Source organism: Micromonospora sp. FIMYZ51, assembly GCF_038246755.1.
Classification (GTDB): Bacteria; Actinomycetota; Actinomycetes; order Mycobacteriales; family Micromonosporaceae; genus Micromonospora.
Genome location: NZ_CP134706.1, coordinates 5,395,081 through 5,408,041, shown reverse-complemented (window position 1 = coordinate 5,408,041; position 12,961 = coordinate 5,395,081). Strand labels below are relative to the sequence as shown.

Genomic DNA, 12,961 nt, shown 5'->3' with positions numbered 1-12,961 from the left:
CCCGTACTCGCCAGTCACCCTCGGTGAGCCGGCTCACGGCTGCCGGACCCGCCAGAGCCAGACGTCCTCGACCCGCTCCGGCTCGCCGAGCAACGTGGTGAGCGTCCGCCGGACCGCCTCCTCGTCGACCGGCCACTTGGCGCCGTGCACCTCGTCGACGAGCACCACCGTCTCGATCCGCCAGTGCGCCAGGTCGGCCTGGACCTCCTCGCGGGTGCCCTCGGTGACGATCGGTGGCAGGCCACTGCGGGCGGCCTGATCCAGTAGCGCACCGAACGGGCGGGGCACCGGTCCGATCCGGCCCCGGCCGTCGGGTCCGCCGGGGCCGAGGAAGAAGCCGGACGGGATGGCGAACTCGCCCTGCCGGTGCGCCAGCGCGTACGCCTGCCAACGCTGGCCGTCCGGGTAGACGTCCAGGGCCAGCGGCGCCGGGGTCAGCACCCCACCGGGGGAGACGTAGTCGCGCCAGGCACCCGAGGTGATGAAGCGCGGAATCGGCTCCCGTTTGATGGTCAGCAGCGGCGTCGGGAAGAGCGGCACCAGCGCCACCGCGAAGCCGACCGTCCAGGCCACCGCCGCCGCGCGGCGCGGCGGGCGGCGACGCAACTGGTCCACGGCGTACGCCAGCAGCAGGCCGATCACCGGCGTCACCACAAGCGCCAGCCGGGCGGGTAGCGCGGCGTTCACCACCGGCAGGTGCCCGAGCAGGTCGAACGGCATCGGCAGGTCGGTCCGGCGACCGTCGACCTTGGCCACCGGTCCGAAGGAGAGCGTGGTGAAGACCACCGCGAGCACGCCCAGCGCCCAGAGGGTGGCCCGTCGCCGGGGGTCGGCGCTGCGCCACAGCAGCACGAAACAGCCGACGGCGAGTACCAGCAGCGGTAGCCCGAAGAAGGAGTTCTCCTCGGTGGGGTTCGGCGCCAGCGAGGTGCCGAAGCCCGCCTCGCCGGCCAGCGAGCGACGCGGGTACGCCGCGTACGCCGCGATGTCCTCGGAGTGGATCACCGCGTCGAAGCCGGTGCCGTGGAACCGCTGCGGTCCGGCGAAGTGCAGCCAGAGCGGGTACGCCAGGAGCACTCCGGCGACCACCGCGGTCACCGCCAGCCCGCGCAGGAAGGACGGCAGCACGGCGCGGGCCTCGGCCCGGTTGGCGGGGTGCAGCGCCCAGACCGCGACGAAGACGCCGAGCGCCAGCGCGGTGAAGAACAACCCCTCGGCGGCGATCGAGAACGCGACCGCGACGAGCAGCCCGAGCAGCACGCCGTCGCGCCGCCAGTGCCCGGTGCGGCGTAGCGCGAAGACCCGCCACACCAGCAGCGGCACCAACCAGCCGGCGGTCCAGTTCAAATGGGCGTTGGCGTGCGAGACCATGCCGGGGGAGAAGCCGATGAACAGGCCGCCGACGGCAGCGGCCAGCCGGCTGCCGACCAGGTGCCGGGAGAGCAGCCAGTACCAGGCGACCGCGGTGGCGGCCAGGTTGAGGGTGAGGATCACCAGGAAGGTGGCCGGCGGTCCGATCAGGTACGTCAGCGGGGCGAAGACCACCGCGTACACGGTGATCGAGGTGTTGACCGCGAGGTTGACCCCGTCCGGAACGTTGATCAGGTACGTGAAGAGCGGGTTCTGCCCGTGGCTCACCGTGTGCCCGCCGAAGGCCAGCAGCCACTCGAACAACGCCTGGTCGCTGGAGTTGACCGTGATCGCCCGGCCGTTCGGATCCCGCCACAGCCCGCTTGTCACCCAGACGGCGAGTGCCAGCGCGACAAGGGTCACGATCAGATCGGCCCGGCGGTCACGGGCGACGCGCGGCGGCGAGGTGGGCGCGGACGCCACGGACGGGGAGGTGGGCACCTAGCGGACGTTACCAACCGCACCGGGACAGCCCGGTCAGACCCGGTGTAAGGAAGGGCCCCTTATTAACGCCTGGGGTAGGTAAAGGGTCCCTTCTTAACAACGCAACCCGCAAGAGTGCCGGCGAGCCGGAGCCACACCTGCGCATCGACGAATGTGTGCACGGTCGCCATGTCACAGCTGCGACACACCGACGTAACGTCACGGCAATTATCGGTGACCCAGCTCACACCCAACGGAGGTCTCCGTGCGCCGCCGTCCCCGTACTCTGACCGGTCGTCTCGCCGGCCTGCTGGCCGGCCTGGTCATGGCCGCCGCCACCGCGCTGGTGGCGGTCGCCGCCCCCGCCCAGGCCGCGTCCCTGACCCAGGTGACCAGCTTCGGCTCCAACCCCGGCAACCTCGCCATGTACGCCTACCGGCCGGACAACCTCCCGTCGGGCGCACCCGCGGTCGTGCTGCTGCACGGCTGCGCCCAGAACGCGGCCGGCTACTTCGCCAACTCCGGCTGGCAGAAGTACGCCGACCAGTGGAAGTTCGCGCTGATCCTGCCCGAGCAGCGGGCCGCCAACAACTCCAGTTCCTGCTTCAACTGGTTCGAGACCGGCGACACCAGCCGGGGCCAGGGCGAGGCCCTGTCCATCAAGCAGATGGTCGACCACGCCAGGTCCAGTTACGGTACGGCCGCCAACCGGGTGTACGTCAGCGGACTGTCGGCCGGCGGGGCGATGAGCGCGACGATGCTCGCCACCTACCCGGACGTCTTCGCCGCCGGCTCGATCATCGCCGGTGTTCCCCACCGGTGCGCCACCGGGATGGTGAACGCGTTCTCCTGCATGAGCCCGGGCGTGGACAAGACCCCGGCGCAATGGGGTGACCTGGTCCGCAGTGCCCACCCGGGCTACTCGGGACCGCGGCCGAAGGTGGCCATCTGGCACGGTACCGCCGACTACACGGTGGCGGCGGCGAACGCCACCGAGTCCCGCGACCAGTGGACAAACGTGCTCGGCGTGACGCAGACGCCGACCAGCACCACGCAACTGCCGGCGAACACCACAGTGGAGGTGTACGGCAGTGACGTGGTCCGCGTCTACCGGGTCTCCGGCATGGGCCACGGCACCCCGGTCGATCCGGGTTCCGGCGCCGACCAGTGCGGCACCGCCGCCGCGTACTTCCTGGACACCATCTGCTCGGCGTACCGGGACGCGCTCTTCTTCGGCCTGACCGGCGGCGGCCCGGTGCCGACCCCGACCGCCAGCCCGACCGCGTCGCCGAGCCCGAGCGCGACGCCGAGCCCGAGCGCGACGCCGAGCCCGAGCGCGTCGCCGACGCCGAGTCCCACCTGCGTCACCGCCAGCAACTACGCGCACGTGGTCGCCGGCCGGGCGTACCACTCGGGCGGTTACGCCTATGCCAACGGCTCCCACCAGCGGATGGGGCTGTACAACACCTTCTACACCACCGCGCTGCGCCAGACCGGCCCCAACCACTGGGTGATCGGCTGCTGATCGCCGCCCGGGCGGCGATCAGTCGTGCAGGGCGGCGTGCAGGGCGCTGGGGAGGTCGGGGTGGCGGAAGGTGAATGCGGCGCGGTTGAGCACCCCGGGCAGGACCCGCGTGCTGGTCAGCGCCTCCTGGGCGAAGCCGCCCAGGGCCACCCGCAGGGCCAGCGCGGGGATCGGGATGATCGCCGGCCGGCGCAGCTGACGGGCCAGTTCCCGGGTGAACTCGGCGTTTGTCACCGGCGCCGGCCCCACCACGTTCACCGGCCCGGCGAGGTCGGCCCGGGCCAGCAGGAACGTGCTGGCGTGCAACCAGTCGACCATCGAGATCCACGGGATCCACTGCCGTCCGCTGCCGAGCCGGCCGGCGATGCCCAGCTTGAACGGCAACAGCTGCGGCTTGAGCAACCCGCCGTCGCGGTGCAACGGCAGGCCGGTGCGCAGCCGGACCACCCGCACCCCGGCGTCCTCGGCCGGCCGGGTCGCCGCCTCCCAGACCCGGGCCACGTCGGCGAGGAAGCCCTCACCGGCCGGTGCGTCCTCCTCCACCACCCGGTCGCCGGTGTTGCCGTACCAGCCGATCGCCGAGGCGTTCAGCAGCACCTCGGGCCGGTCGGCGGCCGGCAACCCGGCGATGGTGATGGCCAGCGTGGAGGTGGTGTCCACCCGGCTGGACCGGATCAGCTGCTTGTACTGGTCGGTCCAGCGCTTGTCACCGACACCGGCCCCGGCCAGGTTGACCACCGCGTCCGCCTCGGCGATGAGCGCCGGGTCGAGCTGTGCCGTCGAGGGCTGCCACTGCCGCTCGTCCGGGCTGCGCGGCGGTCGACGTACCAGCCGGGTCACCTGGTGCCCGTCGGCGACGAGCTGGTCGACCAGTCGGGTGCCGAGGAAGCCGGACGCGCCGGCCATGAGGATCCGCATGCTCATATCTTCGGGTACGCGCGGCAGCAGAGGCGGCTCGGCCCGGTTACCCGACCACCGGGGCGGCGGGTTGGCGCAGCTCCGCCAGGAGACGTTCCACCTCGGCGTACGCGGCGTCGGGCAGCGGGCCGAGGGCGAGGGTGCGGAGGTTCTCCTCGACCTGGGCCACCGTGCGGAAACCGGGGATCGGCACCGTACGCGGGCTGCGCGCCAGCAACCAGCCGAGCGCGCCCTGGGCCAGGGTGCGGCCGTCGGCGGTGAGTGCCGCGCGGACCCGGGCGACCCGCTCGGCCCACTGCGGATCCGGCCGACCGTCGGTGAACCAGGGCAGCCACTCCGGTGCCCGGCCCCGCACGTCGTCCGCGCCGAGGGCGCGGGTCGCGGCGGTGAGCAGCCCCATCGCCAGTGGTCCCCGGTTGATGCTGGCCAGGTCGTACGCCGCGCAGACCGTCAGCATCTCGGCGTTGTCCCGCAGCACGGACTGGTCGTGTTGGATCGTCGCGCAGTGCGGGGCGGCTGCCGCGAAGGTCGCCGCCGAGGCCGGATCGTCGGTGCTCCAGCCGTACGCCCGGATCGTGCCCTTGGTGACCTCGGCCTCCAGCGTGTCGACCAGATCGAGCGCGGCGGCGGTCGGCAGGTCGTTCAGATGCAGCTGGAACAGGTCGACGTGGTCGGTGCCGAGCCGGCGCAGGGACGCCCGGAGGCTGGCCACCGCGTAGCCCGGGCTGTGGTCGGTGCCGGTGGCCCGGCGGGTCGCCTCGTCCGAGGTGTGGCCGAACTTGGTGGCGATCACCACCTGGTCACGGCGTCCCGCGAGGGCCCGGCCGAGCACCCGTTCGCTGTGCCCGGCACCGTAGTTGCTGGCCGTGTCGAAGAAGTTCGCGCCGTGGTCGAGCGCGGCGTGGATGGCCCGCACCGACTCGTCGTCGTCGACCTCGCCCCAGCCGAACGGCTGCCCGTCGTCGCCCCACAGCGGTCCACCGATGGCCCAGCATCCCAGGCCGATCGCGCTGACCTCGATTCCGCTGCGTCCCAGTACCCGTGTGATCGTCATGCCGACAAGCGTTCCGCTTAGAGCCCACTCGAAGTCAAGCGCCGCTGCCGAACAGGTCACGCCCCGTGCCGCACGCCGTCGCCCGACGATGATCCGGCCGGGTCGACAATCGATCACCGCAGCCGAGCCCAGCCGAGAAAGCGGTCGAAGAGCTGCTTCGGGTTCGGGCCGTCGTTCGGGTTGAGGCGGTACAGCTGTTCGGCGGCGTCGTGGAGTTGGCCGCCCAGGTAGACCAGCAGCGCTACCCGGTCGTGTGCGTACTCCCGGAGCAGGGTGACCCGGGCGGACCCGCAGGGCCAGGGAGCGGCGCAGGCCCGGCACAGCCACAGCGGGCGCAGCGGCATGTGCGGGGCCGTCGTCGTCACCAGCGTCCGCCCGCCGGCGCCATCCTGCACGAGGCCGACGAAGTTGGGCCGCCGGGTCTGTGCTGGGGCGAGCGGTCCGAGTCGCGCGGTGGCGCGGGCCGGCTCGTGGTGCCAGCGGGAGTTGGGCGGTGGTGGGGTCCGCGGTTCGGGGGCTGGCTGCACGTCGTACCTCCAGACGAAGCGGCACCGAGACGGGCGGGGACGGCCGGCGCGCTACCGGTCGGAGCCCGGCACCCGCCCCGGGCCTGCTGGTGAGTCCTGCCCGCGGGGAGCGGGCGGGCGTGGTGGCCCGGCCGACCCACGGGGGAGGGATCGACCGGGCAGTCCTGCGCAGGACGACCAACTCCGGGTTGCAGACCAGGGAGCCGGATGTAAGCAACTTATACAGAGTACTATGCATAGGTCAACCACCGAGTACTGCTTACTTGTCGATAGAAGCGAGGCGTGATCAAATGGCGGTGCAGACCAGGGAGTACGGATGCCCGCCAAACCGAAGTGGGCGCAGCTCGCGGACCATATCCGAGAGCAGATCGCGTCCGGAGAACTCGCACCCGGCGACAAGCTGCCGTCCACGGCTCAGCTCCGTGCGGAGCACGGCGTGTCGGCCGGAGTGGTGAATCACGCCATGATCGTGCTCAAGACCGAAGGTTTGGTTGAGGGCGTGCATGGTCTTGGGGTGTTCGTGGCCGAGCAACCCCCGGTGGGCTGACCGCGAAATCCCGCTGCGGGGTCAGGGGCGACGTACCGGCCGAACGATCATCAGGTCGGCGAGGCGGCGGCGAGTGGTGCGGCCCGTCGCCAGGACGGCGCTGGTGAGCATGCCGAAAGCTCGTGCCGCCTCGGCGTGCTTTTCGGTGGCCGCCGAACCAATGCTTACCGGTGGCGGGCGTGCCGCCGTCGCCCGGCGATCACCCCGAACCCGACAACGAGTACGGTGCCGAGAGCCAGTGCGGCCGGCAGCGACAGCGACGACGACCCGGCGGGCCCACCGGCCCGGCCGCCAGCGGCGAGAGCCACCGGGTTGTCCTTCTTCTCCTCCGGCGTCACCAGGTGACCGACGGACTTCTCCGGCGAAAGACTGAATCCCCAGTTCAACAGCGCTGCCGCCGCACCGAGGCTGCCCAACGGAGCGGTCTCCGCGCCGAGCAGGGTCACCACGAGTTGACGGCCGTCGCGTTCGGCCACCCCGACGTACGTCTGCCGGGCCAGATCGGTGAAGCCCGTCTTGCCGCCGAGCATCCCGGGGTAGCCGTCCATCATCGTGTTGTCGTTCGTGATCGCGAACGCCGACCGTCCCGGCTGCGCCGGGATCTGCGCGACCCGGGTCGCCAGGTACCGACGGAAGTCCTCGCGGGCGAAGGCGGCCCGGGTGATCAGCGCGAGGTCGTACGCGCTTGTGTACTGGTCGGGTCCGTCCAGTCCGGAGGGTGTCGCCGCGTGGGTCTGGTTGGCGCGCAACCGGCGCGCTTCGTCGTTCATCGCCTGTACGCCACCGGCCCGCCCGGCCGCACCGCCGCCGAGGCGGGCCAACACGTTGGCGGCGTCGTTGCCCGATTCGAGGAGCAGCCCGAACCACAGATCCTCGACCGTGTACCGGCCACCGGGGACCACACCCATCAACGAGCTCTCCGGATCGAGATCATGCAGATCGTCCCGCTTCACCTCGACGACCTGGCGCGGGTCGAGACGGGGCAGCAGGGTCGCGGCGAGCAGCAGCTTCTGCACACTGGCCGGGGTGCGGTGCTCGTGCGGTCCGCAGCCACCGAGAACCAGCCCACTGCGCAGGTCGGCCACGACCCAGGAGGTGGCGGTGACGGCCGGCACCTGCGGCGCGCCGGCTGGCGCGACGAGGCCGGACGTTGCCAGGGCCGGGCCGCCGACGGACTGGTCGGCGAGGTCGACCGGGGGTGGTGACGGGGTGGCGGACGGCCGGGCCGGCACCTCCAGAGTGGGACACGGTTGATGCGGTGTGCCTGCGGCCCGCGCAGGAGTCGCGACCGGTCCGGCGGCGGAGGCGAGCCCGACGCTCACCACGACGGCAAGTACCCGAGAAGAGGTCACGTCACGCACGGTAGTTGTCGTTCGACTGGCGCGCGGCGGTTGGGGAAGGCGCGGCGTATCGACACCGGCGAGCGGCCTGAGTGCCTTGGCACCCGCCTGTTCGTCCTTGGTCACCCGCGTCGGCAACCGCCGCCAATTCGACCGATGCCGCTGGGCCGTCGCCGTTGTGCCGCTTCGAAGGGCGGGACGAGACGTGTCCCGGAAGGTGCCGGCTCGTCGCCTCTGAAGGCGTTTCTCAGGACGCCGATCCGGGTGGGTTCTCGCGCCAGCGGGCACGGTAGGCGGCCTCGCCGGCCTCGTGGGCGGTGCGCTCCTCGAAGACCACGGCACGCAGCGCCTGCCGGGCCTCGGACATCAGCACCACCTCGGCGACGGCCAGGCCGACGCAGATCGCGGTCAGCAGGGCAAGCGCGCCAAGCCCCGGCAGGTGCATGGCTGGTGGGATGGCGACCGCGAGCACGGCCAGGGTGCCCAGCCGCAGCCAGGAGAGCGTGTGCAGGGTGCGCAGCTGGAAGAGCATGTTCCCGGCCAGGTAACAGAGCACCCCGCCGAACAGCAGCGGCACGTCCGGGCCATGCGCCGGCTGACCGACCGGTACGCCCGGCTCGGCGACGTCGTGCACGATGCCCTCGGCGCCGAGGGCGAACAGCATGATCCCGGCGATCATCGGCAGGTAGAGGTAGGCGTATGCGTCCCGGGCCATCCGCACCCGGGGCCGGCCCTGGCTGGCGTGCAGGGCGATCCGGGCGGCCGGACCGATCACGTCGTAGTGTGCCCACCAGAGTGCGGCGGTGAAGACGATGCCGAAGACCGCCGCGGTCATCCCCGGCCAGGTCGGCGACTGACCGATGAGGTTGCTGCCCAGCCCCACCGAGATCACCGATTCGCCAAGCGCGATGATGAGGATCAGGTCGTACCGTTCGGTCCAGTGCTCCGCCGAGGTCACCTCCCAACCCCAGGTGTTGGCGAGCAGCCCGGTGCCGTACTGGAGAAGCACCACGGTCACCCAGAGCACGTCCCGGATCAGCTCGTCCATGCTGGTTCCGGGGAGGTACAACGGCACCAGCGCGGCGGCGAGCAGCAGGATGGTGCTCAGCGTCAGCTCGGGTGCGTACCGGAGCAGTTGCCGGCGCTCCACCGGGTTGTCGCGGACCACCCGGAGGAACAGGGCCAGGTGCACGGCCCGGATGACCACGTAGCTGATCGCCACCACGACCGGCCCGCCGATGCCACCTTGCGGGTCCCCGAAGGCGCGCGGCAGAGCAAGCGCGAAGCAGAACAGCGCGGCCATCCCGACCACCATCAGCACCGGTACGTAGCCCTCGCCGATCCGGATCCGGGTGGCGACCACCGTGTGCACCACCCAGCACCACCAGAGCACGGCGAGCACGAGCAGGGCGTGCAGCAGCCCACGGCCGCTGAGATCGGCCGCGGTGGACCGGGCGATGTTGAAGAAGGAGAAGACGAAGACCAGGTCGAAGAAGACCTCGAACCGGTCGACCCGGGCACCCGGCGCCACCCCCACGGCTGGCCCCAGCCGCCCTCGCCACCCCCCGTCGCCCACAGCCCTGAGTCTGGCAACCTCCCACCGCTACCGGACCCGATTCCCCACCCCACCCGCCCCCTGACCAGGAAAAACCCACCCCTCACCCGTTACCTTTTTGATCGTCCCCAGCCGGGGACTCCTCGGTCGCCCGGCCCGGTATGACTTCCTGCCCCTGTCGTAGGCATGATCCGGGGGGTGTTGTCGCCGGGTCGGGTGGCGTCGGCGGACCGCTGATAGGGACACGGCCGCCCTGTTTGGGGTTGGTCTCTTCGTAACGTGGGTGCCGGCAGTCCGACGCCTGGACCTGTGGCCGAGGCCACGGACGATGCGTGGAGGCGGGTGTGGTGCACGGCGGATACGGCGTCTACCTCGGGTTGGATGTCGGTAAGGGTGATCATCACGCGGTCGGGTTGGCGCCGGACGGCAAGCGGCTGCACGACGCACCGTTGCCGAACACCGAGGCTCGGCTGAGGCAGTTGTTCGACAAACTCGCCGGCCACGGTCGGGTGCTGGTGGTGGTCGACCAGCCCGCCTCGATCGGCGCCCTGCCGGTCGCGGTGGCTCGGGCATGCGGTCATCAGGTGGCCTACCTGCCCGGCCTGGCGATGCGGCGGATCGCCGATCTGCACCCCGGAAGCGCGAAGACCGACGCCCGCGACGCCTATGTCATCGCTGATGCCGCCCGCACCCTGCCGCACACGCTGCGGCGGGTCGACGTCGGAGATGAGGCTCTGGCCGAGTTGGAGGTCCTCGTCGGCTTCGACGACGACCTCGCTGGCGAGGCCACGCGCGTGTCGAACCGTATCCGGGGACTACTCACCCAGATTCATCCCGCCCTGGAACGGGTTCTCGGCCCGAAGGTGCACCACAAGGCCGTGCTGGAGTTGCTGTCGCGCTGCGGCGGACCGGCCGGACTCCGCAAAGCCGGTCGCCGCAAACTACTCTCGATCGCCGCCGTCCACGCACCCCGCATGGGTGAACGGCTCATCGAACAGCTCATGGCAGCCCTCGACGAACAGACCGTCACCGTCCCCGGCACCCAAGCAGCCGAGACGATCCTGCCCCGTCTCGCCGACAGCCTCCGCGACGTCCTACACCAACGCGACCAAGTCGCCGACCAGGTCGAGAGGATGCTTGATGCACACCCTCTTGCCCCGGTCCTGACATCGATGCCCGGCATCGGCGTCAGGACCGCCGCCCGGATCCTGCTCGAAGTCGGCGACGGCACCGCCTTCGCCACCCCCGGCCACCTCGCCGCCTACGCCGGCCTCGCCCCCGTCACCCGACGCTCCGGCACCAGCATCCGCGGCGAGCACCCACCCCGAGGCGGCAACAAGAACCTCAAACGCGCGTTCTTCCTCGCCGCGTTCGCATCCCTCGCAGACCCCGTCAGCCGCGCCTACTACGACCGCAAACGCGCCGAAGGTAAACGCCACAACGCCGCCCTCATCTGCCTCGCCCGACGCCGCTGCGACGTCCTATACGCCATGCTCCGCGACAAGATCCCCTACCAACCCCGCCCGACCAGCCCCGTCCCCGCTTGACGAAACCCATAGGGACACCCCACCCCTCGCGATCTTGCACTTTCTGTCCCCGCATAAGCATCAAACAGGACAAACCGGCGACTAAAAGTGCAAGATCGCCGGGCGGGGTGGGTGGGGTGGGGTGGGGGAGGGGGATGGGGAGGGCGGGGAGATGGGGGAGGGCGCCTCGGTGGTGACCGGGGCGCCCTCCGTGGTGCTTGTGGGACTGTTACAGGCCCAGTTCGGCCTCGAAGTTGCCGGCCTCCAGGCGCTCCTTGACCGCGGTCAGGAAGCGGGCCGCGTCGGCGCCGTCGATCAGCCGGTGGTCGTACGACATGGCCAGGTAGACCATCTGGCGTACGGCGATCACCTCGCCCAGTTCCGGGTCGTTGACCACGACCGGACGCTTGACCACGGCACCCGTGCCGAGCATCGCCGACTGCGGCGACGGCACGATCGGGGTGTCGAAGAGGGCACCCCGGCTGCCGGTGTTGGTAAGCGTGAAGGTCGCACCGGCGATCTCGTCCGGGCTGATCTTGTTGGTCCGGGTCCGCTCCGCCAGGTCGGCGACCCGCTTGGCGATGCCGCCCAGGTTGAGGTCACCGGCGTTGTGGATGACCGGCACCAGCAGGCCGCGCTCGGTGTCCACCGCGATGCCGAGGTTCTCGGCGTCGGGGTAGGTGATCGTGCCGGCCTCGAGGTCCATGCTGGCGTTGACGATCGGGTACGTCTGGAGCGCCTCGATGGCCGCGAGGGCGAAGAACGGCAGGAACGACAGCTTCACGCCGTGCCGCTGGAGGAACGAGTCCTTTGCCTGCGCCCGCAGCTTGGCGACCTTTGTGACGTCCACCTCGACCACGGTGGTCAGCTGCGCCGTCTCCTGGAGCGACTGGTGCATCCGCTTGGCGATGGCCGCGCGGATGCGGGGCAGCTTCTCGGTGGTGCCGCGCTTGGCGCTCGGCTGCGGCTTGGCGGCCGGCTTGGCCGCAGCCGGCTGGGCCGGTGCCGGGGCGGCCTTGGCGGCCCGCGCCTGCTCCGCCGCGTCCAGCACGTCCTGCTTGCGGATCCGGCCACCGACCCCGGTGCCATTCACCGCCGCGAGGTCCACGCCGTGCTCGCTGGCGAGCTTGCGGACCAGCGGAGTCACGTACCCGGCCGCCTCGCCGTTGGCGCTCGGCGCGGCGGCGCGCTGCGGAGCCTGGGTGGGTGCCGGCGGCGTGGCGGCCTGCTCGGCCTTGGCCGGCTCCGGCGCGGTCTCGGCCTCCGCGGCCGGCTCGTTGTAGGACATGCCCGGCGTCGGCTCGGAGACCTGCGGCTCCGGTTCGGGCTTGGCCGCTGGCTCTGGTTCGGGCTTGGCCTCCGCCTGCGGCTCGGGCTTGGCCTCCGCCTGCGGTTCGGGCTTGGCCGCCGGCTTCGCCTCGGCTGGCGCGGCACCGGCGGCACCGATCACGGCCAGGGTTGCGCCGACGTCGGCGGTCTCGTCCTCGGCGACCTTGATCTCCAGCAGGGTGCCGGCGACCGGTGACGGGATCTCGGTGTCGACCTTGTCGGTGGAGACCTCCAGCAGCGGCTCGTCCACCTCGACGGTGTCGCCGACCTGCTTGAGCCAGCGGGTGACGGTGCCCTCGGTGACGCTCTCACCGAGCGCCGGGAGCTGCACCGGGGTGCCCTCGCCCGACGGCGCCGAGGTGGCCTGGGTGGGCTCCTGCTCGGCCGGCTCCTGGACGGCCGACTGCTCCGCCTCGGCCTGCGGCTCGGCGGCCGCCTCGGCTGCCTGCTGCGGCGGCGACTCCTGGTGCTCGGAGGGAGCCTGCTGCGCGGTGGGGCCACCGGCCGACTCACCCTCGCCGGAGATCACCGCCAACTCGCTGCCGACCTCGGCCGTCTCGTCCTCGCCCACCACGATCCGGGTCAGCACGCCGGCCGCGGGGGACGGGATCTCGGTGTCGACCTTGTCCGTGGACACCTCCAGCAGCGGCTCGTCCACCTCGACGGTGTCGCCCTCCTGCTTGAGCCAGCGCGTGACGGTGCCCTCGGTGACGCTCTCGCCGAGCCGGGGCATGGTGACCGATACCGGCATGTTCTCCAGACTCCTTCGTTTCCCTGGTGGGGGGATCATCGCCCGTCGCCGGACGC

General features: G+C 71.5%; 10 protein-coding genes. 3 read left to right on the top strand and 7 right to left on the bottom strand.

The window, feature by feature from the left end:
• Positions 1–33: 33 nt before the first annotated feature.
• Entirely contained in the window at positions 34–1,851 is a 1,818-nt protein-coding gene (locus QQG74_RS24120) for a DUF2079 domain-containing protein (protein WP_341717010.1), read from the bottom strand.
• Positions 1,852–2,158: 307 nt separating this feature from the next.
• Between QQG74_RS24120 and QQG74_RS24115 the strand changes: the two genes are divergently transcribed.
• Positions 2,159–3,358: a PHB depolymerase family esterase gene (locus QQG74_RS24115; protein WP_341721348.1), complete on the top strand. Its 1,200-nt coding sequence runs from the start codon at positions 2,159–2,161 to the stop codon at positions 3,356–3,358.
• A gap of 18 nt (positions 3,359–3,376) precedes the next feature.
• On the opposite strand, the gene QQG74_RS24110 is transcribed toward QQG74_RS24115, so the two are convergent.
• From QQG74_RS24110 to QQG74_RS24100, 3 genes are all read right to left on the bottom strand, one after another.
• On the bottom strand, positions 3,377–4,276 hold the full coding sequence (locus tag QQG74_RS24110) for a TIGR01777 family oxidoreductase (protein ID WP_341717009.1): 900 nt from the start codon (positions 4,274–4,276) through the stop codon (positions 3,377–3,379).
• 46 nt (positions 4,277–4,322) lie between these two features.
• Positions 4,323–5,330, bottom strand: coding sequence for an aldo/keto reductase (locus QQG74_RS24105; protein ID WP_341717008.1), 1,008 nt, complete (start codon positions 5,328–5,330; stop codon positions 4,323–4,325).
• A gap of 113 nt (positions 5,331–5,443) precedes the next feature.
• Positions 5,444–5,857, bottom strand: coding sequence for a hypothetical protein (locus tag QQG74_RS24100; protein WP_341717007.1), 414 nt, complete (start codon positions 5,855–5,857; stop codon positions 5,444–5,446).
• 316 nt (positions 5,858–6,173) lie between these two features.
• Here QQG74_RS24100 and QQG74_RS24095 point away from each other — a divergent pair, with 316 nt between their 5' ends.
• Positions 6,174–6,404, top strand: coding sequence for a winged helix-turn-helix domain-containing protein (locus QQG74_RS24095; protein ID WP_341717006.1), 231 nt, complete (start codon positions 6,174–6,176; stop codon positions 6,402–6,404).
• A gap of 164 nt (positions 6,405–6,568) precedes the next feature.
• Here the strand turns inward: QQG74_RS24095 and QQG74_RS24090 are convergent, their stop codons facing one another.
• Both QQG74_RS24090 and QQG74_RS24085 read right to left on the bottom strand, forming a co-directional pair.
• Positions 6,569–7,756: a D-alanyl-D-alanine carboxypeptidase gene (locus tag QQG74_RS24090; protein ID WP_341717005.1), complete on the bottom strand. Its 1,188-nt coding sequence runs from the start codon at positions 7,754–7,756 to the stop codon at positions 6,569–6,571.
• Positions 7,757–7,991: 235 nt separating this feature from the next.
• Positions 7,992–9,320 (bottom strand): low temperature requirement protein A, encoded by a 1,329-nt coding sequence (locus QQG74_RS24085; protein WP_341717004.1) that lies wholly within the window; start codon positions 9,318–9,320, stop codon positions 7,992–7,994.
• 326 nt (positions 9,321–9,646) lie between these two features.
• Between QQG74_RS24085 and QQG74_RS24080 the strand changes: the two genes are divergently transcribed.
• A complete protein-coding gene (locus QQG74_RS24080; RefSeq protein WP_341721266.1) occupies positions 9,647–10,846 on the top strand; it encodes an IS110 family transposase in 1,200 nt (399 codons plus the stop codon).
• A gap of 208 nt (positions 10,847–11,054) precedes the next feature.
• On the opposite strand, the gene sucB is transcribed toward QQG74_RS24080, so the two are convergent.
• On the bottom strand, positions 11,055–12,905 hold the full coding sequence (gene sucB, locus QQG74_RS24075) for a 2-oxoglutarate dehydrogenase, E2 component, dihydrolipoamide succinyltransferase (RefSeq protein WP_341717003.1): 1,851 nt from the start codon (positions 12,903–12,905) through the stop codon (positions 11,055–11,057).
• Between the last annotated feature and the right edge of the window lie 56 nt (positions 12,906–12,961).

What these genes read in the sequence shown, in the direction of transcription:
- QQG74_RS24115 (WP_341721348.1), top strand. Translation starts at nt 2,159, where the DNA reads ATGGCCGCCGCCACCGCGCTGGTGGCGGTCGCCGCCCCCGCCCAGGCC.
- QQG74_RS24110 (WP_341717009.1), bottom strand. Translation starts at nt 4,276, where the DNA reads ATGCGGATCCTCATGGCCGGCGCGTCCGGCTTCCTCGGCACCCGACTG.
- QQG74_RS24105 (WP_341717008.1), bottom strand. Translation starts at nt 5,330, where the DNA reads ATGACGATCACACGGGTACTGGGACGCAGCGGAATCGAGGTCAGCGCG.
- QQG74_RS24095 (WP_341717006.1), top strand. Translation starts at nt 6,174, where the DNA reads ATGCCCGCCAAACCGAAGTGGGCGCAGCTCGCGGACCATATCCGAGAG.
- sucB (WP_341717003.1), bottom strand. Translation starts at nt 12,905, where the DNA reads ATGCCGGTATCGGTCACCATGCCCCGGCTCGGCGAGAGCGTCACCGAG.